This is a genomic window from Variovorax sp. YR216, assembly GCF_900107745.1.
Classification (GTDB): Bacteria; Pseudomonadota; Gammaproteobacteria; order Burkholderiales; family Burkholderiaceae_C; genus Variovorax.
This window is the reverse complement of sequence record NZ_FNRO01000049.1, coordinates 1-1,142: the sequence shown is the minus strand read 5'-3', so window position 1 is coordinate 1,142 and position 1,142 is coordinate 1. Positions and strand designations below refer to the sequence as shown.

The 1,142-nt window shown below is 63.7% G+C and carries 1 protein-coding gene; it reads left to right on the top strand.

The genetic code is table 11. The features are described from left to right. Positions 1–3: 3 nt before the first annotated feature. A partial coding sequence (gene tuf / locus BLW05_RS35250; protein WP_093169590.1) for an elongation factor Tu occupies positions 4–1,142 on the top strand: 1,139 nt, incomplete at its 3' end.

The following is a 1,142-nucleotide window of genomic DNA, read 5'->3' as shown; positions in this document are numbered from 1 at the left end:
AAAATGGCAAAAGGAAAATTCACCCGCACGAAGCCGCACGTGAACGTGGGCACGATTGGTCACGTTGACCACGGCAAGACGACTCTGACGGCGGCGATCGCGACCGTGCTGTCGAGCAAGTTCGGCGGCGAAGCCAAGGCCTACGACCAGATCGACGCGGCGCCCGAAGAAAAGGCGCGCGGCATCACGATCAACACCGCGCACGTCGAGTACGAGACGGCCAACCGCCACTACGCGCACGTCGATTGCCCCGGCCACGCCGACTACGTGAAGAACATGATCACCGGTGCCGCCCAGATGGACGGCGCCATCCTGGTGTGCTCGGCCGCTGACGGCCCGATGCCCCAGACCCGTGAGCACATCCTGCTGGCGCGCCAGGTGGGCGTGGGCTACATCATCGTCTACCTGAACAAGTGCGACATGGTGGACGACAAGGAACTGCTCGAGCTCGTGGAAATGGAAGTCCGCGAACTGCTGGACAAGTACGACTTCCCTGGCGACGCCACCCCGATCATCCACGGCTCGGCCAAGCTGGCCCTGGAAGGCGACAAGGGCGAGCTCGGCGAAGGCTCGATCATGAAGCTGGCCGAGGCGCTGGACACCTACATCCCCACGCCTGAGCGCGCGGTGGACGGCACGTTCCTGATGCCTGTGGAAGACGTGTTCTCGATCTCGGGTCGCGGCACGGTGGTGACCGGCGCGGTCGAGCGCGGCATTGTCAAGGTCGGCGATGAAATCGAAATCGTCGGCATCCGCGCCACCCAGAAGACCACCTGCACGGGCGTGGAAATGTTCCGCAAGCTGCTGGACCAGGGCCAGGCTGGTGACAACGTGGGTGTGCTGCTGCGCGGCACGAAGCGCGAAGAAGTCGAGCGCGGCCAGGTGCTGTGCAAGCCCGGCTCGATCAAGCCGCACACGCACTTCACCGCCGAGGTGTATGTGCTGAGCAAGGACGAAGGTGGCCGTCACACGCCGTTCTTCAACAACTACCGCCCGCAGTTCTACTTCCGCACGACGGACGTGACCGGCTCGATCGAGCTGCCCAAGGACAAGGAAATGGTCATGCCCGGCGACAACGTGTCGATCACGGTCAAGCTGATCGCTCCGATCGCCATGGAAGAAGGTCTGCGCTTCGCGATCCG